The organism is Achromobacter sp. GQ309, from assembly GCF_059759315.1.
This window is the reverse complement of the sequence record NZ_JCAXDP010000005.1, coordinates 433,312-452,073: the sequence shown is the minus strand read 5'-3', so window position 1 is coordinate 452,073 and position 18,762 is coordinate 433,312. Positions and strand designations below refer to the sequence as shown.

General features: G+C 67.8%; 16 protein-coding genes and 1 pseudogene. 4 read left to right on the top strand and 13 right to left on the bottom strand.

The features are described from left to right. Nucleotides 1-20: 20 nt before the first annotated feature. Nucleotides 21-932 carry an FAD-binding protein gene (locus AC6CIE_RS18330; RefSeq protein ID WP_239212828.1) on the bottom strand — a complete coding sequence of 304 codons (912 nt, stop codon included), beginning with the start codon at nt 930-932 and terminating at the stop codon, nt 21-23. 44 nt (nt 933-976) lie between these two features. Between AC6CIE_RS18330 and AC6CIE_RS18325 the strand changes: the two genes are divergently transcribed. Further along, a complete protein-coding gene (locus AC6CIE_RS18325; RefSeq protein ID WP_498093240.1) occupies nt 977-2,137 on the top strand; it encodes a pyridoxal phosphate-dependent aminotransferase in 1,161 nt (386 codons plus the stop codon). A 73-nt stretch (nt 2,138-2,210) separates the two neighbouring features. On the opposite strand, the gene AC6CIE_RS18320 is transcribed toward AC6CIE_RS18325, so the two are convergent. Further along, nucleotides 2,211-3,029, bottom strand: coding sequence for a lytic transglycosylase domain-containing protein (locus tag AC6CIE_RS18320; RefSeq protein WP_175124550.1), 819 nt, complete (start codon nt 3,027-3,029; stop codon nt 2,211-2,213). An 81-nt stretch (nt 3,030-3,110) separates the two neighbouring features. Between AC6CIE_RS18320 and ubiD the strand changes: the two genes are divergently transcribed. Continuing rightward, entirely contained in the window at nt 3,111-4,655 is a 1,545-nt protein-coding gene (gene ubiD, locus AC6CIE_RS18315; protein WP_175124549.1) for a 4-hydroxy-3-polyprenylbenzoate decarboxylase, read from the top strand. A 117-nt stretch (nt 4,656-4,772) separates the two neighbouring features. On the opposite strand, the gene AC6CIE_RS18310 is transcribed toward ubiD, so the two are convergent. From AC6CIE_RS18310 to AC6CIE_RS18270, 9 genes and pseudogenes are all read right to left on the bottom strand, one after another. Next, complete coding sequence (locus AC6CIE_RS18310; RefSeq protein WP_175124548.1) at nt 4,773-5,135, bottom strand: hypothetical protein; 363 nt, start codon at nt 5,133-5,135, stop codon at nt 4,773-4,775. Between the two features lie 3 nt (nt 5,136-5,138). Further along, nucleotides 5,139-5,555 (bottom strand): phage holin family protein, encoded by a 417-nt coding sequence (locus AC6CIE_RS18305; protein WP_175124547.1) that lies wholly within the window; start codon nt 5,553-5,555, stop codon nt 5,139-5,141. A 68-nt stretch (nt 5,556-5,623) separates the two neighbouring features. Further along, entirely contained in the window at nt 5,624-5,941 is a 318-nt protein-coding gene (locus AC6CIE_RS18300) for an ElaB/YgaM/YqjD family protein (protein WP_105240220.1), read from the bottom strand. Nucleotides 5,942-6,025: 84 nt separating this feature from the next. After that, entirely contained in the window at nt 6,026-6,751 is a 726-nt protein-coding gene (locus AC6CIE_RS18295) for a hypothetical protein (protein ID WP_452004041.1), read from the bottom strand. A 106-nt stretch (nt 6,752-6,857) separates the two neighbouring features. After that, nucleotides 6,858-9,578, bottom strand: coding sequence for a nitrate reductase (locus tag AC6CIE_RS18290; RefSeq protein ID WP_498093236.1), 2,721 nt, complete (start codon nt 9,576-9,578; stop codon nt 6,858-6,860). Between the two features lie 18 nt (nt 9,579-9,596). After that, nucleotides 9,597-10,799: pseudogene (locus tag AC6CIE_RS18285) on the bottom strand (NAD(P)/FAD-dependent oxidoreductase); the annotation flags it as partial. Between the two features lie 10 nt (nt 10,800-10,809). Then, nucleotides 10,810-11,688: an ABC transporter ATP-binding protein gene (locus AC6CIE_RS18280; RefSeq protein WP_498093234.1), complete on the bottom strand. Its 879-nt coding sequence runs from the start codon at nt 11,686-11,688 to the stop codon at nt 10,810-10,812. A gap of 4 nt (nt 11,689-11,692) precedes the next feature. After that, nucleotides 11,693-12,523, bottom strand: a complete 831-nt coding sequence (gene ntrB, locus AC6CIE_RS18275; protein ID WP_175124542.1) for a nitrate ABC transporter permease — start codon at nt 12,521-12,523, stop codon at nt 11,693-11,695. 25 nt (nt 12,524-12,548) lie between these two features. Continuing rightward, on the bottom strand, nt 12,549-13,847 hold the full coding sequence (locus tag AC6CIE_RS18270) for a CmpA/NrtA family ABC transporter substrate-binding protein (protein WP_239212833.1): 1,299 nt from the start codon (nt 13,845-13,847) through the stop codon (nt 12,549-12,551). Between the two features lie 418 nt (nt 13,848-14,265). On the opposite strand from AC6CIE_RS18270, the gene AC6CIE_RS18265 reads away from it, so the two are divergent. Then, nucleotides 14,266-14,847, top strand: coding sequence for an ANTAR domain-containing response regulator (locus tag AC6CIE_RS18265; protein ID WP_175124541.1), 582 nt, complete (start codon nt 14,266-14,268; stop codon nt 14,845-14,847). 115 nt (nt 14,848-14,962) lie between these two features. Further along, the gene (cysG, locus tag AC6CIE_RS18260) at nt 14,963-16,372 is read left to right on the top strand and encodes a siroheme synthase CysG (RefSeq protein ID WP_498093231.1); all 1,410 of its coding nucleotides are present in this window, start codon (nt 14,963-14,965) and stop codon (nt 16,370-16,372) included. A 90-nt stretch (nt 16,373-16,462) separates the two neighbouring features. Here the strand turns inward: cysG and upp are convergent, their stop codons facing one another. Both upp and dacB read right to left on the bottom strand, forming a co-directional pair. Continuing rightward, nucleotides 16,463-17,098 carry a uracil phosphoribosyltransferase gene (gene upp, locus AC6CIE_RS18255; RefSeq protein ID WP_175124539.1) on the bottom strand — a complete coding sequence of 212 codons (636 nt, stop codon included), beginning with the start codon at nt 17,096-17,098 and terminating at the stop codon, nt 16,463-16,465. A gap of 212 nt (nt 17,099-17,310) precedes the next feature. Beyond that, a complete protein-coding gene (gene dacB, locus AC6CIE_RS18250; RefSeq protein ID WP_175124538.1) occupies nt 17,311-18,759 on the bottom strand; it encodes a D-alanyl-D-alanine carboxypeptidase/D-alanyl-D-alanine endopeptidase in 1,449 nt (482 codons plus the stop codon). Between the last annotated feature and the right edge of the window lie 3 nt (nt 18,760-18,762).

Here is an 18,762-nt window from a genome sequence, read left to right as displayed (position 1 = left end):
TACAGCAAGCTGAATGTTTGTCAGACTTCCGGCCACAGGAGTTCCGGGAAGCAGCCGTCGGGGTCGAACTGGGTTTTGACGCGGCCGTCCAGGCGGACGGTTGCCAATCCCGGGGCAGCCGGTTCAGGCCGGGACGCGGTCGCGGCGCCGGTCCGGACATCGTCGCCGGGCGGCACGTCAACCAGCACCGCGCCCTGCAGCCAGGCCAGCGTGCCGCCGTGTCCCAGCAGCAACTGCGCCAGGTTGACGGTGGCCGGCGTGACGGGCTTGAGCGCGTCCAGCCGGTAGCGGCCCAGCCAGTGATACCCATCGTTGGTCGCGAACGCATCGCCGCCGGACGCAAGCTGGAACAGCGCGGGCACCAGGCGCTGCACGGTCGCCGACCGCAGCGGCTGCACATCGGTTTCGCCGAACGCGCCCAGCGTTTCCTCGACGCCATCGGCCAGCAGGACGTCCGCCGCCACGAGGCCCGAGGCCGCGCAATGGCCCGCCGGCCAGGACGCCGGCGCCGCCACCCACTGGGCCAGCGTCATGTCGCCCGGCAGCCCTGCGAACTGCCGCAGCCCCGCGCTGGCCAACGCCGCCACGGTCACGCCGGGCTGCGCGTGCCACCGTGGTGCATCCCCATCCAACCGGGTCAATGCGGTCAGCAAGACGGGATCCACCCGCAGGCGCGGTCGGGCCGAGGGCGCGAAGGGTCCCGCCGCCCCTTCCAATTCCAGCGTCACGTGGTACTCGGCGCAGAGCTTGCGCGCCTGGACGACGTCGGCCCCGGACGCCGGCGTGAGCATGGCGCAGGTGCCGTCCGCCCCACCCTCGCCCAGGTCGCGGACCTTGCCGCGGCACACCAGCGCCAGGCGTTGCACGAAGGCCGCCCACGGCGTCTGGACGGGTCGCCGGCCCATGAGAAAGGCGCGCCGGGATGGCTGCATGACTACAATTCCTTTTTTTGCTAGATGACGCTTTCGAGATTCCGATGCCCCGCCTTGCTACCCGCACCCACGATTTCCTGACGTTCCAGGTGATGGAACTGTTCAAGCAGGCGCAGGCGCTGCAGGCGGCCGGAAGGGACATTATCAGCCTGGGCATCGGCGAACCGGACTTTACCGCGCCACCCCAGGTGGTGGAAGCGCTGGACCGCGCCGCGCGCGCCGGCCTCAGCGGCTACAGCCCGGGCGCGGGCATCGCGCCGCTGCGCGAGGCCATCGCGCAGTTCTACCGCGACCAGTTCGGCGCCGCCATCGACCCGCGGCGCGTCATTGTGACCGCGGGCGCCTCTGGCGCCCTGACGCTGGCCTGCGCGGCGCTGGTGAATACCGGCGGCGAGGTGCTGATGCCCGATCCGTCGTATCCGGCGAACAGCAATTTCGTGTTGGCCGCGGGCGGCGTGCCGCGCCTGATTCCCAGCACGGCGGCAAAACGCTTCCAGCTGTCCGCCGACGACGTCGCGCGTCACTGGACGCCCGCCACGCAGGGCGTGATGGTGGCCTCGCCCAGCAATCCCACCGGCACGTCGATCGCCCACGGCGAGCTGGCCGAGCTGCTGGCGCAGGTGCGCGCCCGCGACGGCTTTGCCATCGTCGACGAAATCTATCTGGGGCTGTCCTATGACGGCCAGCCGCGCTCGGCGCTGACGCTGGACGGCGACGTCATCGTCATCAACAGCTTCTCCAAGTACTTCCACATGACGGGCTGGCGCCTGGGCTGGATGATCGTGCCCGACGACATGGTCGCGCCGGTGGAAAAGATTGCCTCCAGCCTGGCGATCTGCGCGCCCACGTTGGCCCAGCATGCCGCGTTGGCCTGCTTCACCCCCGCCGCACTGAAGACCTTCGAACACCGCCGCGAAGCCTTCAAGCAGCGCCGCGATTACCTGCTGCCGGAATTCGCGCGCCTGGGCATCGACGTGCCGGTCAAGCCGGACGGCGCCTTCTATATTTATGCCGATATCAGCAGCCTGGGCATGGACAGCGCCGCGTTCTCGCAGCGCCTGTTGCTGGAAGCCGGCGTGGCCGCCGTGCCGGGCCTGGACTTCGGACCGGCGCACGCGGCGCACACCATGCGGTTTTCGTACGCCACCGGCCTGGACCGCCTGGAAGAAGCGGTCGCGCGGATGGGCGTGCTGCTGCAGCGCTGACCCTGCTGTGCCGTCCCCATGAAAAAGGCGCGTCCTTGCGGGACGCGCCTTTTTTCAGAACGGACAGCGAGGATCAGTCGCGCGCCAGCGCAATGCCCGACGCCAGCGCCAGGCGCCGGCGTTCCGCCTGCACCTTGGCGCCGTAGCCGTTGTCGTCCGGGCCGGTGGCCCCCACGTAACACGCCAGCCCGCCGTCGATCGAACCGCGGCGGTTGATGCAGTCGCGCAGGATCGTGGCGCCGACGCCGATGTTGGCGGCCGGGTCCAGCGGATTCTTGCCGACCGCGTCAAACTTGTCCTGGTGCACGCTGGTCATGACCTGCATCAGGCCCTGTGCGCCCACATGGCTTTCGGCCAGCGGGTTGTAACGCGATTCGATGGCGATCACGGCCAGGACCAGCAAGGGGTCCAACTGCTTTTCGCGGCTGACCTTGTACACGGTGTTCAGCAGCGGACCGGTCGCGTCATACGCAACCTTGTACTTGCGCGAGATATAGTTGCGCAGTGCTTCGGCCTGCGGTCCCGTGGCCGCCGACGCGGTCTTTTTGGGCGCGGGCGGCGCGACACGAGCCGGCCCCAGCATGCCGGTGGCGTTGCTGGCGGGTGCGGTGGGTACGGCCATGGCAATTGCCGACGAGGTGTCGGCACCCAGTTCGGAGCCGGCTTCGGACTCGGAGCTGGCCTGCATGGATGAAGGCGCGAGGGCGGTCAACAAGGCTTTGTGCACTTGCAATGCCTGGTCGCGCAAACCAGGCAGGGCGAATCCCATGCTTACCGTCACAATGACCGCGATGCCCAGGTAGACAGAGCAAATGCGCAGGGATTCGGCAAGATATTGGTGCACTCCTTGGGCCATGTTCCTGAACAGGCTGGCCACTGACGCATCGGGCATAAAACCTCCTGCGTAAAAAAGAGGGAGTCAATGTTAACCTCTCTTTGAATCCGAAATGTAACCAAATCGCTGGGATCTGTAGTGAAATACCGCGACCTTAGAGACTTCATCGCCCAACTTGAACGAATGGGCGAACTCAAACGCATTGCTGCGCCGGTGTCGACGCAGCTTGAAATGACGGAGATTTCCGACCGCGTGCTGCGGGCCGAAGGCCCCGCCCTGCTGTTCGAAAACGCCCGCCACAACGGCCAGCCCGCGCAGATGCCGGTGCTGGCCAATCTGTTCGGCACGCCTGCCCGCGTGGCACGCGGCATGGGCGCCGACAACGTCAGCGCGCTGCGCGACATCGGCGAACTGCTGGCCTCGCTGCGCGAACCCGAGGCGCCCAAGGGCCTGCGCGACGCGCTGGCCAAGGTGTCGATGCTGAAATCGGCGCTGTGGGACATGAGCCCCAAGAACGTCAAAAGCCCCGCCTGCCAGGAAATCGTCTGGGAAGGCAAGGACGTGGACCTGAACCGGCTGCCCATCCAGACCTGCTGGCCGGGCGACGTGGCGCCGCTGCTGACGTGGGGCCTGGTCATTACTCGCGGTCCCAACGCCAAGCGCCAGAACCTGGGTATCTACCGTCAGCAGTTGCTGGGCCCGAACAAGCTCATCATGCGGTGGCTGTCGCACCGCGGCGGCGCGCTGGATTTCCGCGACCACGCGATCGCCAACCCCGGCACGCCCTTCCCGATTGCGGTGGCGTTGGGCGCCGACCCGGCCACCACGCTGGGCGCCGTCACGCCGGTGCCGGACAGCCTGTCCGAATACCAGTTTGCGGGGCTGCTGCGCGGTTCGCGCACCGAAGTCGCGCAGGCGCTGGGCAGCAACCTGTCCGTGCCCGCGTGGGCCGAAATCGTGCTGGAAGGCCATCTGCTGCCGTCCTCGGATCCGCGTGCCATCAAGCCCGTGGTGCCCGAAGGCGTCAATCCGCCACCCGACACCGGCTACGAAATGGCGCTGGAAGGTCCGTACGGCGACCACACGGGCTATTACAACGAGCAGGACTGGTTCCCGGTCTTCACCGTCGAGCGCATCACGATGCGCCGCAACCCCATCTATCACTCCACCTACACCGGCAAGCCGCCCGACGAGCCCGCCGTGCTGGGCGTGGCGCTAAACGAAGTCTTCGTGCCGCTGCTGCGCCGCCAGCTTCCGGAAATCGTGGATTTCTACCTGCCGCCCGAAGGCTGCAGCTACCGGCTGGCCGTGGTGTCGATCCGCAAGCAGTACGCGGGCCACGCCAAGCGCGTCATGTTCGGGCTGTGGAGCATCCTGCGCCAGTTCATGTACACCAAGTTCATCGTGGTCGTGGACGAGGACATCAATCCGCGCGACTGGAAGGAAGTGGTTTGGGCGATGACCACCCGCATGGATCCGGTGCGCGACACGTTGCTGGTGGAGAACACGCCGATCGACTACCTGGACTTCGCGTCGCCCGTGTCCGGCCTGGGCGGCAAGATGGGCCTGGACGCCACCAACAAGTGGCCGGGCGAGACGAATCGTGAATGGGGCACCCCCATCACGATGGACGCGGATGTCAAGAAGCGCGTGGACGATATGTGGGGGCAGTTGGGACTGTAGACGCGCCACTGCCTGCGCATAAAAAAACCCCGCCGCCTGGCCGGGCCCGCATTGCTGGACGAAAGTCTGGCGGTGCGGGGCCGGTTGAGCGGCGGGGTTTTTATCTGGCAGCTGGCGTCAGTCGCGTTCCCGGTCGTCGTCCTGGCGCGCGCCGCGCCAGGCCTTCAAAAGCTGCCAGCCCACGAAGGCGCCGCCGGCCAGCTTCAACAGCTTGCCGCGCTTGCCGCCACGCATGAACATGGCGGACAGCGACGAACTGATGATGGGATAACGCCGCGCCATCGTGATGGCCTGCAACGCCCAGCGGGACGCGCCGCCAGACGCCAGGCCCGGCAGCATGCCGCGGATGAGCGCGCTGGGCTCGAGCCTGCGCCCGGCCGACACGATGTTCTGTGCCAGCGACTCGCGCTCGATGGCGGCGCGGGCGCGCAGCAATTCGATGCGCACGGCGCGGTCGACGGTCGGAGATCTTTTCGACATGGCTTAGAACTCCTCGCGCCGGCGCACCGGCGTCTCGTCGTCGGCATGCATGTCGCGCACCCGGTCCAGCAGTTCCGCATCCCGGCCCAGCTCTTCGAGCGTGGCCGAAAACGGCGTCTGTCCGTACACGAGTCCGTGGCGCACCACCAGCAACAGCACCACGCCGGCGACCCCATAGAACGCCGCCAGCAGCCCGAGGGCCAGATAGCGGTCTTCCGTGGGCCAGAACGCCACGGCGATGGTGATGGTGGCCACCAGCACCGCCAGCGTCAGAAATAGCAGGGCCGCAAACGCCAGGCCCAGCAGCTTGAGCAGGCGCGCCTTTTCGTCCGCGGCTTCCAGAGCCAGCAGCTCCAGCCGCGTGCGCATCAGCCCGACCAGGCTGGAGGCAACACCGAAAACAGTTTTTCTTAGACCCATGGCTGAAAGAACGCCGGGCGGCAGGCAACGGCATGAAGCCGTGCCTGCCGCCCGGACGTCCTGCCCTGTCAGCGGCGGCTGATCAGCAAGCCGAGCAGCAGGCCGGTCACGCCTGCGACCCCGATGGCTTGCCAGGGATTGTCGTGCACGTAGTCATCCGTCGCACGGGCAGCCTTGCGGCCACGTTCGAGGACGGCGTCTTGCGCTTCGTACAGGGCCTCGCGCGTGCGCCGCAGCGAGGTCATGGCGCGGTCGCGCAGTTCGTTGGCCTTGTCGCCGGTGCTGCTGGCGGCTTCGCGCAGCAGGCTTTCGGCGTCGTTCAGGCTGGTCTTGACACTGTCCATGAGTTTTTCTTTTGCGACGTCTTCGGATTTTCTCGTTGCCATTTTCTGAGCTCCTGTTGTGTGTCCATGACGGAAACGATGATACCAGCGGCCATGCGGGCGGAAACGCCCGCTTGCTACCGGGTGCTACTTGATCTGCGTAATCTCAACGGCGGATTTCACGCCGCCCTGATCGATGTCCTGCTTCATCACCAGATTCACGGCCGGGCAATACCAATCGGTGACCGTCGTGTTCATGCCGGGGATGGGAATGGTCAGGCCCTGAAACGTGGCCATCGTGGGATCCGAATTGCGCGTGTAGGTGATCGGGTGGCACGACTGCTTGCCCAGTGCGGTGTCCATCGAGGTCTTCTGACCAACCGATTTTTCACCGATGCGCACCGTGGTGCTGGGCTGGCCGCCCACCGGCGCTTCCTTGCCGATCTTCAGGCGGAACGACGAACCGGGCAGCTTCTGGCCCGCCGCCAGCTTGCCGTCGTAGGCAAAGAGACCCAGCATGCGCAAGTCGAACTGGCCTTCGGAAGGCTTGGGCGCTTCGCCCGCGCTGGCGTAGCGCAGGAAGGTGGCTTGGCCACCCTTGACGGTCATCAGGTAGTCGAGCTTGGACTTGCCGGGCGGCAGGCCCGCGTAGCTGAATCGGGCAACGCCCTGCACGCGCGCGCGGCAGTTGTCGCCATTGCTTTTTGTAACTTCGGCAAAGGTCAGATCCGCGCCCAGCGCCAGATTGCCCGAGCCGGTCAGTTGGACGGCGCCGCCGTCGTGCATGAACTTCGCGTCACACACGCCGGCCTGCGCCGTACCGGCCGCGCCCAATGCGCCGGCCGCAAAAACCAGGGATGCCATTTTTCGCATCGTCGTCACAAGCCACTCCAGAAATCCGAAAGCGCCGTCCCGCCTTGGGGACAGCTGGCTTGATACTACACCGGTTGCCGTGCCCGGCGTATGTCCGAACGTGTCGTCACGCCAGCACCGGCGCCGCGGGGGCGCGCGCCATCAGCGCCTGGATCTCCGGCACGCACGAACCGCAGCCGGTGCCGCAACCCAGCGAGTCCTTCAGCCCCGCCAGATCGCAGCCGCCTTCGATGCCTTTCAGGATGGCCGCTTCGCTGACGCCATTGCAGACGCAGAGGGTGCGCGAACGCACCGCGCCCGCAACGCGTCCCATCAGCAGCGCCGCGGTGCTGGCCGGCGCCTCGCCCCCCGCAGCCCACGCCAGCAGCGGCTCCTGCGCACGCAGGTCGCCGGTCAGCAGAAAGGCATGCAGTGTGCCTTGGCCGGCGCTGACCCGGCGCAAATAGCCGCGCGCCGGATCGTCGTACGCCACATCGGGACGCCGCAGGTCCAGCGTGTCTGCCAACTCGTGCAGCACGTCGGCTTCCGGCGCGACGCGGCTGGCGAGCCGCAACCGGACGCCGCCCGCGCCCACCGGCAGGACGACGGCATAGTCGAAGCGGTGCAGCCAGGGCGCCAGCCGGGTGCGCAGCGCCGCTGCATCGCCCTGCCGCCACGCCGCCGCCTGCCACGCAAGGCCCGCCCGCTCGGCGCGCACGGCGCTGAATTTGAGCTCGGGCTGGCGCGATATCGGATCGGCTGCCGGGTTGGTCAGCGCGTTCACGCCCAAGCCGGCCATGAACGCGCTACCCCAGTGCATCGGCACGAAGGCCTGGCCGGGAAGCAGCGACGCGTCCGCCTGCACCGGCAGCACCAGCGCGCCGCGCCGCGACTGCAGCCGGGCCAGTGACCCGGGCGCCAGATCCAGGCGGCGCATGTCCTCCGGATGCAGCGATACCCATGGCTCCTCGACATGCTGCGTCAGCACGCGAGCCAGCGAGGTGCGCGCCATCGTGTGCCAGTGATCGCGCAACCGGCCCGTCGTCAGTTGCAGCGGAAAGTCGCCGGAAACGGTTTCGGCGGTCGGCCGCCATGCGACGTCGCAGAACCGGGCGCGGCCGCTGGCGGTGGGAAACACGCCGTCGGCGTACAGGCGCGCGGTGCCCTGCCCCGCCCGGTACGGCCATTGCTGCGGTCCGTGCTGCGCCAGCACGGCGTAATCCAGCGTGCTGTAGTCCAGGTCCCGGCCGGCGGTCATGCGGGCGTGCTCGGCAAAGACCTCGCTTTCGTCGCGATAGGCAAACAGCGCCGCCTTGGCCGGCGCGATGCGCGCCGCGAGCCGCTGCGCAACTGCCTGTGCCAATCGCCAGTCGGGCTGCGCGTCGCCGGGCGGCGCGATGGCGGCGCGGACCCGGCTGATGCGCCGCTCGGAGTTGGTCACCGTGCCGGATTTCTCGGGCCAGGTCGCCGCGGGCAGCACCAGGTCGGCATGGGCCAGCGTCTCGGTGCCGGCAAATGCCTCCTGCACGATGACGAACTCCGCGCGGGCCAACGCGGCCCGCACGCGCGCCTGATCCGGCAGCGACTGCGCGGGATTGGTGGCCGCGATCCACAACACCTTGATGCGCCCGTCCAGCACCGCGTCGAACATGTCGAGCGCCGTGGCGCCTGGCGCGTCGGGCAGGCGCTTCACCCCCCACAGCCGCGCGACCTCGGCGCGGTCCGTGGCCGACGCGGGATCGCGATGGCCCGGCAGCAGGGTCGCCATGCCGCCCGCTTCGCGCCCGCCCATGGCGTTGGGCTGGCCCGTCAGCGAAAACGGCCCCGCGCCGGGACGCCCGATCTGGCCGGTGGCCAGATGCAGGTGAATCAGCGCCGCATTCTTGTCAGTGCCCGCCACCGACTGGTTCAAGCCCATCGTGTACAGCGACAGCGCCGCCGGCGCCTGGCCAAACCAGCGCGCCGCCTGGACGATGTCCTGCGCCGGCACGCCGCAGAGGCGCTGCGCCGCCTCGGGCGTCACCGTCTGCACGCGCGCCCGTAGCGTCTCGAAGCCCTCGGTATGGCGCGCGATGTAGTCCTCGTCGACCAGCCCCTCGCGCAGCATCACATGCAGCATGGCGTTGAACAGCGCCACGTCGGAACCTGGCGCGATCGGCAGATGCAGGTCGGCAAACGCGGCCGTGTCGGTGCGCCGCGGGTCGACCACGATCACCTTCATGTGCGGCCGGCTGGCCCGCGCGGCTTCCAGCCGCCGAAACAGCACGGGGTGCGCGTAGGCCATGTTGGACCCGGCGATCAGCACGGTGTCGGCCAGTTCCAGGTCTTCGTAGCAGGCGGGCGGCGCGTCCGCGCCCAGCGTGCGCTTGTAGCCCGACACCGCGCTCGACATGCACAGGCGCGAATTGGTGTCGATGTTGTTCGTGCCCGCCAGCGCGCGCGCCAGCTTGTTGAAGACGGCATAGTCTTCGGTCAGCAACTGTCCGGACAGATAAAAGCCCACCGCATCCGGGCCGTGCCGGGTAATCGCGTCGGCCAGCCGGTCCGCGGCGATGTCCAGCGCCTGCGCCAGCGCGACATCCTCAAGGGGCTGATTGCGCGCCGAACGCCATTGCGCCGACAACACGCGCGCGTCATCGCGCCGCACGGTGTCGGCAAGCGCCAGACCTTTGCTGCACAAGCGGCCGCGATTGGCCGGATGCGACTCGTCGCCGCGCACCCCAACGACCGCACCATCGCGCACCTGCACGCGCACCCCGCAGCCGGTGCCGCAATAACAACAGACCGACGCCACGTCTCGCGCCGCTTCGTTGACGATTTCAATCCGTCGCGCCATCGGCATGTCCATGTCCTACTCCGCCCCCGCTTCGCCCAGCATGAGCCGGTCGCGCAGCGCGCCGATGCCGACGCCTTCGCGGATCAGCCGCACGTACCAGGCGCTGTCCGCCGTGTCGCCGTACAGGCAGGCGCCGACCAGGCGGTCGTCGCGAATAACCAGTTTCTTGTAGACGCCGCCCGGCATGTCGGCCAGCGTGATCGTCTCCGTCTGCGCGCTGCCCGCGAAGTTGCCCGCGGAGAAAAGGTCGATGCCGGTCACCTTGAGTTTCGTCGACGTGACGCTGCCCTCGTAACGGCCGATGCCGTGCAGCGCAAGATGATTGGCCGCGACCTTGGCCTGCTCGAACAGCGGCGCGACCAGCCCGTAGGCCGTGCCACGGTGGCTGACGCATTCCCCCACCGCATAGATGCGCGGGTCGAACGTCTGCAAGGTGTCGCTCACCACCACCCCCCGATCCACATGCAATCCGCAGCGTTGGGCCAGTTCGGTGTTGGGCCGCACCCCGGCGGCCATTACCACCAGATCCGCCGGGACTTCCGTGCCGTCGGCAAAGCGCACCGCGCGCACGCGCCCGTCCGTGCCGCCCAGGATCGACTCGGTCTGGTGCTGGAGCAAAAACGTCAGCCCCCGCGCTTCCAGGTTTTCGCGCAGCAGCGCGGCAGCCTCGCCGTCCAGTTGGCGGTCCAGCAGCGCCGCGCCCAGGTGCACCACCGACACGGTCATGCCGCGCGCCGCCAGGCCGTTGGCGGCCTCCAGGCCCAGCAATCCGCCGCCGATCACCACCGCGTGACGGTAGCGCGTGGCGGCGTCGATCATGTGATTGACGTCGCCGATGTCGCGAAACGCCACCACGCCGTCCAGATCATGACCCGGCACCGGCAGGATCAAAGGCGTGGACCCGGTTGCCAGCAGCAGCCTGTCGTAAGGCGTACGAGAACCGTCGTCGGCCTGCACCACGCGCCGCGCGCGATCGATATCCGTCACCGTGCGGCCGCGCAGCAGCCGGATGCCGTGGCGTGCATACCAGTCCTCGTCGTTCAGCACGATGTCCTGCAGCGTGCGTTCGCCGGTCAGCACGGGCGACAGCAGGATCCGGTTGTAGTTGGTGTGAGGCTCGGCGCCGAACACCGTGATGTCGTAGAGATCCGGCGCGAGCTTGAGCAGCTCCTCCACGGTGCGAATGCCGGCCATCCCGTTGCCGACCACGACCAGCTTCTGCCTGGCTTGCATGACAGACCTCCTACGCGGCGGCGCGTGCCGTCGCCGCTGCTTCTTCCAACGGCGCGGGCACAACCGACAGGACCGCATTCGCCTGCGCCGCAGCCTGCGAACGTTCGGGATTACCGTGCCGGCGATGCAGAAAGTCCACCACGCCCGCGCGGCACGCGAGATACGCCGGATCGTTGGCCAGCCGCACGCGGTCGCGCGGGCGGGACAGCGGCACCGGCAGGATCTCCCCGATGGTCGCGGCCGGCCCGTTGGTCAGCATCACGATGCGGTCCGACAGCAGCACCGCTTCGTCCACGTCGTGGGTGACCATGATCGTGGTCGTGCGCGTCTTGGCCACGATCTTGAGCAACTCGTCCTGCAGATGCGCGCGGGTCAGCGCGTCCAGTGCGCCAAACGGTTCGTCCATCAGCAGCACGCCCGGCTCGATCGCCAGTGCGCGCGCGATGCCCACACGCTGCTTCATGCCCCCGGAGATCTCGCGCGGCAGCTTGTTCTGCGCGGGCAGCAAGCCCACCAGATCCAGCGCGGCGCGCGTGCGCTCGGCCAGCTGGGCGCGCTTTTCCGTGGCGCCGAACACCCGCTCGACCGCCAGGTGCACGTTCTGAAAACACGTCAGCCACGGCAGCAACGAATGGTTCTGGAACACCACCGCGCGGTCGGGCCCCGGGCCGGTGATCTCGCGTTCGGCGCACAGCAGCACGCCGCTGGTCGGCCGGGTCAGCCCGGCGATCAGGTTGAGCAAGGTCGACTTGCCGCAGCCGGAGTGGCCGATCAGCGTGATGAACTCGCCCTGCTCGACCGTCAGGTCGATATCGCGCAGCGCCACGAAGGCGCCCTTGCGGGTGTCGAAGGTCTGACCCACGCGTTCGATGCGTACGAATTTCTTCATGGCGCTATTCCTCGGTATAGGTGAAACGGCGGGCCAGCGCGACCAGCAGGGTTTCCAGCAGCAGCCCCACGATGCCGATCACGAAAATGGCGATGACGATATGCTCGACCTTCAGGTTGTTCCATTCGTCCCACAGCCAGAATCCGATGCCCGTGCCGCCCGTCAGCATCTCGGCGGCCACGATCACCAGCCAGGCGGTGCCGATCGACAGCCGCACGCCGGTCAGCATGTAGGGCAGCACCGCGGGCAGCAGCACCTTGGTCGTCACCTTCCATTCGGACAGGTTCAACACGCGCGCCACGTTCAGGTAGTCCTGCGGCACGCGCGAGACGCCCACGGCGGTGTTGATGATCATCGGCCAGATAGAACAGATGAAAATCGCCCAGATCGCGGCGGGATTGGCCGCCTTGAACAGCAGCAGCCCCAGCGGCAGCCACGCCAGCGGCGACACCGGCCGCAACAGGCTGACGATCGGCGAGAACATGGCGCGCACGGCGGCGTAACGGCCGATCGCAAAGCCCACGGGGATGCCGACCAGCGCGGCCAAGCCAAAGCCGATCGCCACGCGTTCCAGCGAAGCCAGCAGGTTCCAGCCGATGCCCTTGTCGTTGGGGCCGTTGTCGTAGAACGGGTCCGAGAAAAGCTCGACGGCCGCATGCCACGTGACGCCCGGCGTCGGGATCTCGGGTATGCGCATCGCCACCACCTGCCAGACCAGCACGAAGAGCGCAAAGCCGGCGACCGGCCCCACGACCGCCTTCAGCGCGGATTCCAGGCGTTCCCGCCACAACGCGGCGAATGCGTCGCCGCGGGTTGTCATCGTTACGGTAGACATTGCGAGTCCCCTTTGGTGGTGGCCATCAGACCTTGACCTTGAAACCGTCGGCATACGCCGCCGGATTGCTGCCGTCCCAGACCACACCGTCGATCAGCTTGGACGTACGCGTTTCGCTGGCGGGCAGTGCAACGCCCGCGGCCTGCGCGGCCTGCTTGTAGACGTCGACGCGATTGATCTGGGTGGCGATCGCCTGGTAATCGGGATGCTCTTTCAGCAGGCCCCAGCGCTTGTGCTGCGTCAGGAACCACATGCCGTCGCTCAGGTACGGAAAATTGGCGGCGCCGTCCGCATAGAAGCGCATGGCGTGCGCGTCCGACCACTTCTTGCCCAAGCCATCGTCGTACTGCCCCAGCATGCGGTCCACGATGACGCCCGCATCGGTGTTGACGTAGGACTTGGCGGCGATGGTCTCGGCCGTCTTGCGGCGGTTCTCGGGCGACGCGTCGATCCACTTGCCGGCTTCCAGGATCGCGGCGGTGACCGCACGCGCGGTATTGGGATTGCGGTTCACGAAGTCGGCGCTGGCGCCCAGGACCTTTTCGGGGTGGTCGGTCCAGATGCCCTGCGACGTCACGGTGGTGAAGCCGATCTTGTCCATGATGGCGCGCGCCCCCCAGGGCTCGCCCACGCAGTAGCCGTCCATGTTGCCCACGCGCATGTTCGCCACCATCTGGGGCGGCGGCACGGTGATCACCTTGGCGTCCTTCATGGGATTGATGCCATGAGCCGCCAGCCAGTAATACAGCCACATCGCGTGCGTGCCCGTCGGAAAGGTCTGTGCGAAGGTGTATTCGCGCTTGTCGGCCGCCATCAGCTTGGCCAGCGATTCGCCGTCGCGCGCGCCCGCTTCCAGCAGCTTGTTCGATAGCGTGATCGCCTGACCGTTCTGGTTCAGGCTCATCAGCACGGCCATGTCCTTCTTCGGACCGCCGATGCCCATGTGCACGCCGTAGACCAGGCCGTAGAGCACATGCGCCATGTCCAGTTCGCCGTTCATGAGCTTGTCGCGCACGGCGGCCCAAGATGCTTCCTTCGACGGCGTGATCTTGACCCCGTACTTCTTGTCGATGCCCAGCACCGACGCCATCACCACCGAGGCGCAGTCGGTCAGCGGAATGAAGCCGATCTTGACCTCGGTCTTTTCCGGCGCGTCTGTCCCGGCGGCCCATGCGCCGGCGCGCACCAGCGGATCGACCAGCGAAAGCAGGCCGGCGCCGGCTACCGCGCGCGCCGTGCCGCCCAGCCATTTGCGGCGGCTGGCGTTGGCGGTCGCGTCGGCGGGCGCGGTGACGGTCGAGGAACTGCGGGTCATGAGCGTCATGGAGGGTTCCTTGCGGGGTGACGGAAAAAATGGCGGCAAAAAAAAACGTCCCGCGCGCCACGGATCTGGATCCGATGGCGCAGCGGAACGTCGTTGTCCCTGGCCGCGTGTCGCGGCGTGTTGCGTCGGGCGACCGCCGTTGGCCGCCCCGTTTTCACTTAAGCAATCGCTGTGCCAGTTTTTCGCGGAAAGATGCCAACCGCCCTGCAGGCCGCGCGGGCGCTGGCGCTGCGGCGATTCCGCGGCGTCAGCGCCGTGTTGCCGTGAATCAGGGGCCGAGCCATATTGGTGCGCAGTGCGATGCGGCAGCGCACCATCGCTGTGCGGCGCGCGCCCCGCCACCTTGCTCAGGCACCCGCCGCCGCGTGCGGCAACCATGGCATGGAACTTGCATCAGCAAGCAGACAGGGGGTGTTTCATGCTGAAGGTCATGCTGCTCAACGATGGCGAAGGACGCGCGGCGTCGCTGCGGCAAACGCTTGCCGCAGCGGGCGTGCACGTCGTCGCCGAGGTGGCCCCGGGCGCCGACCTGGCCGCCAGCATCGCGCAGTCCGCCGCCGACGTCGTACTGATCGACAGCGACGCCCCCGGCCGCGACACGCTGGAGAACATCTGCGTCGCCAGTTCGTACAGCGACCGGCCAGTCGTGATGTTCACCGACAACGACAACCGCGAGACCATCCGCACGGCGCTACGCGCAGGCGTGGCCGCCTATGTGGTGGGCGATGTGCCGGCCGCCCGCATCGAACCCCTGCTGACCGTGGCGATCGAGCGCTTTGCCGTGGAGAAGACCCGCCGCGAGGAACTGCGCGAGGCCCAGCTCCGCCTGGCGGACCGGCAGTGGGTGGAGAAGGCCAAGGGTATCCTGATGAAGACGCGCGCCGTTTCCGAGGAAGACGCGCATCGGCTGCTGCGCGAGCGCGCCATGCAAAGCCAGAAACGGCTGGGCGAAGTCGCCCGCGAAGTCGTCGAAATGAGCCAATGGCTGGGCAGCGCCTGACACGCTGCCAAATAAGTTTTGGCTATATGAAATAAAGAAATCAAAAGTTGTGGGGATGAGAACCCGTCCCTATCATCGACCCACATTGAGCCGGGTACGCCCGAGGCTGGCATTCATGAAGCTTTTCCCGATTTTTGCCGATCTGACAGACCGGCTGGTACTCGTTGTTGGCGGCGGCGCCGTCGCCGAACGCAAGACGCTCGCGCTGCTGGAGGCCTGTGCCAATGTGGTCGTGGGCGCGCCCGAACTAACGCCGGCCCTGGCGGCCCTTGCGGCCGAGGGCCGTATCCGCCATCTGCCGGGGCCGTTCGACCCCGCCTGGCTGCACGACATGTGGCTGGTCGTGGCCGCCACCGACGATCGCGCGGTCAACGCCGGGGTCTCAGAGGCTGCGAAAGCGCGCCGCATATTCACCAACGTCGTGGACGACCCCGAGCTGTCGTCTTTCCAGGTGCCGTCCATCGTCGACCGGTCGCCGGTCATCGTCGCCATTTCGTCGTCGGGCGTGGCCCCCGTGCTGGCCCGCCGCATCCGCGAGCGCATTGAATCGCTGTTCGATCACACGCTGGGCCAGCTTGCCGGCCTGGCGGCCACCTACCGCAAACGCATCCGCGCCAGCCACCCGGACCTGGGCGCGCGCCGCCGCTTCTATGACTGGTTGCTGGATGGCCCGGTCGCGGGATTCCTGCGCCAGCAACAACCGGCGCAGGCCGAGGCCGCGCTGGCCGATGCGCTGGCCTCGCCCATCGCGCCCGCCGAGGGCAGCGTGGTGCTGGTCGGCGCTGGCCCTGGCGACCCCGGTCTCCTGACGCTCAAGGCCCTGCGCGCCCTGAACGAGGCCGACGTTATCCTCTACGACCGGCTGGTCAGCGACGAGGTCATGTCGCTTGCCCGGCGCGACGCCGAACGCGTGTCGGTGGGCAAGCTGCCCGGCGAAAACCATCACGCGACGCAGGCGCGCATCCATGCGCTGCTGGTCGAACACGCGCACGCCGGCCGCCGCGTGGTGCGGCTAAAAGGTGGCGATGCATTCATTTTTGGCCGCGGCGGCGAGGAACTGGAATTTCTGCGCGCGCACGGCGTGCGCTATGAAGTGGTGCCGGGCATTACGGCGGCGCTGGCCTGTGCCGCCTATGCCGGCATTCCGCTGACGCACCGTGAGCACGCGCAATCGGTGCGCCTGATCACCGCGCATTGCCGCGAAGATGAAGACAACCTGGATTGGCCCGCGCTGGCGCGCGAAAAGCAGACGTTGGCGTTCTATATGGGTGTGGGGCAGCTTGAATTGCTGACCCAGCGCCTCTTGCGCCATGGCCGTTCGCCCGAGACGCCGTTCGCGCTCATCGAAAACGGCAGCCGGCCCGAACAGCGTGTGGTGTCGGGTCCGCTGGCGCACCTGCCGGAACTGGCGCGGGAACATGCCGTCCGGTCCCCCGCCCTGCTGATCGTGGGCGAGGTCGCCGGCTTGGCGCCGCAGTTGCATTGGTTCGGCCAGCACCTGGGACAGCCGGCGGTTACGGCGTGAAAACCTGACCTGCTGACCGCGCGCGGTCCTGGGCCGCTGTGCGGTCAAGTTCCGGCCGATCCCGGGAAGCGAACCGGCCGAAACGCGTCTTCAGCCCTTTTGCTGCGTGCCGAAGATGCGGTCGCCGGCGTCGCCCAGGCCCGGCATGATGTAGCCGTGCTCGTTCAGGCCGTCGTCGATGGACGCGGTGTAGATGTGCACGTCCGGGTGCTTGGCCAGCACCGCGTCGATGCCCACCGGCGCGGCCACCAGCACCAGCGCGCGGATTTCCTTGCAGCCGGCGCGCTTGAGCAGGTCGATGGCGGCGACCATCGAGCCGCCCGTCGCCAGCATGGGGTCAACGATCAGCGCCAGGCGCTGGTCCAGTTCGCCGACCAGGCGTTCCAGATACGTGTGGGCTTCCAGCGTCTCTTCGTTGCGGGCCACGCCCACGACGCTGACCTTGGCGCCCGGAATCAGGCTCAGCACGCCGTCCAGCATGCCGATGCCGGCGCGCAGGATCGGCACGACGGTGACTTTCTTGCCGGCGATCTTCTCGACCTCGACCTGGCCACACCAGCCCTCGACGGTGGCGGGCGCCAGCGGCAGGTCCTTGGACGCTTCATACGTCAGCAACGCGCCCACTTCCTGCGACAGTTCACGGAAGCTCTTGGTACTGAGGTCGGCGCGCCGCATGATCCCGAGCTTGTGGCGGATCAGCGGATGGCGGATTTCGTGCACGGGCATGTGCGTAACTCTCCAGAGTATTTGTTGGTCAGAATTCTTTTGGCCTCAGGCGGACCGGGCACGGCGCGGCGCGTTTGCGCCAGCCGGTGGCGGGCCATACGGGAGGATCGTAAACGTTTTAAGCCCGCCCCGCCGCCGGGCCGCCCCAAGGCGGGGCAGCCCCCTCGGGGGGCAGCTAGCGCACAACGTGCGCGCGGCGTGGGGGCCTACATTCATTGTTCGGCGAGCCAGGAGATCAAGGCGTCGTCGAAGGCTCGGACCGCGCCAGCCTGTTCGTGGTTGACGATGCTGACGACGACATAGCGCTTGCCGCTCGCCCCCAGCACGTAGCCGGCGATCGAACGCACGTCGCGCAGCGAGCCGGTCTTCAGATGCGCCATGCCGAGCGTGCCGTTGCCCTTCAGGCGGCGGCGCACCGTTCCGTCCACGCCGGCGATGGCAAAGGACGAAATGTATTCCGGCATCACCGGCGAATTCCAGGCCACGGTCAGCATCGACGCCAGGCTATCCGCGGACACACGGGCCTCGCGCGACAGGCCGGCGCCGTTGTCGATGACCAGCTCCGGCATGTCCAGCCCCTGCTTGGCCAGGAGTTGCTTGGCAACCTCTTCGCTGCTGGCCACAGTGGCCGGCCGGCGGCCGCGCTCGGCGCCCAGCGTCAGCAGCAGGGTGCGCGCCATGACGTTGTTGCTGCGCTTGTTGATCTGGCGGATGGCCTCGGCCAGCGTCGGCGAATCATGCGAGGCCAGCACCACCGCGTCCGCCGGCACCATGCCCGACCGGACCTGTCCCTTGAACGTGCCGCCCAGTTCCTTCCAGAGCATGCGGAAGACCTCGGTGGCGTACTCGGGCTGGGACAGCGCCAGGCGATACAGGCTGAACTCCCCGCACGAACCCGCCACCTTGCCGTTGACGCGGATGGTCACGCCCTGCTGGGTAATGACGGGATCGGTCGTGACCACCGGCGGACCCGGGCAGCGGATGTCGCTCCACTCCACCTGGCCTTCGATCTTCAGGCCGGGGAGCGGCGGGTCGATCAGCGGCACCCATTTATTGGCGACCGGGTCCGGCGTGAACAGGAGCCGCAGCGCGCCAAAGCCCACCATCAGCGCGTCAGGACTGGCGTTGTAGGCCCGGTCGGGCGCGCCATCGAACGCGCCGGGGTCGATCGACACCTGGCCGAAGATGCTGCGGTCGATCACCAGGTCATTGATCTGCTTGACGCCGCGCAGCCGCAGCTCGCGCAGCAGTGTCCATAGATCCTGCATGAGGAATTGCGGGTCGCCCCCGGCCCGCAGGTACAGCGGACCGGTCAGCACGCCCTTGGCATCCGGGCGCGAGCCGGGCGCCGTCATGAATTCGGTGCGCCAGACGTAATTGGGCCCCAGCTCGGACAGCGCCGCCCAGGTCGTGACCAGTTTCATCACGGACGCGGGATTGCGGCCCTCCTTGGCGTTCAGCGCCACCAGCCGCGGGCCGCCCACCTCCTGCACCACCAGCGACAGCGAACTATCGGGCAGCTTGCTGGCTTTCCAGGCCTTCACCACGTCGGGCGGCAACCCGGGAACCTGCGCAAAGGCAGCGCACGCGGCCAAGGCCAGGACACCGCCGGCCAGCCACTGCTTCAGTCCGCCCACCCGCCTGATCACTTGTCCCGTCATGCC